Source organism: Clostridium sp. CMCC3677 (genome assembly GCF_023845585.1).
In the GTDB taxonomy this organism is placed as follows: Bacteria; Bacillota; Clostridia; order Clostridiales; family Clostridiaceae; genus Clostridium; species Clostridium aquiflavi.
Genome location: NZ_JAMQHS010000112.1, coordinates 1 through 223 on the forward strand (window position 1 = coordinate 1; position 223 = coordinate 223).

A 223-nucleotide genomic window follows, 5' to 3' on the forward strand; every position below is an offset into this window, starting at 1 on the left:
TCAAAAGTAAAAGCAAAAATCTACCTCGTCTTAGCTGAAAAAGATAAAAATGTTGATTCAGCAGAAACAAAAGAAGTTTACACCCAACAAATCAAAAAAGAAAACCTAGAAACCCAAACCATCCCAAATGTCTCGCATCAAATGATTAATCCTGCCATCGCTAATTCAGAACTACTCATCAATATTGTTGGCTTAATGGTTCCAAAATATTTTCTAGTAGACG

At 33.6% G+C, this 223-nt stretch carries 1 protein-coding gene; it reads left to right on the forward strand.

Annotated elements, in window-relative coordinates; all coding sequences use genetic code 11:
* On the forward strand, positions 1 to 223 hold a 223-nt coding region (locus tag NG901_RS16925; protein WP_502800144.1), incomplete at both ends, for a hypothetical protein.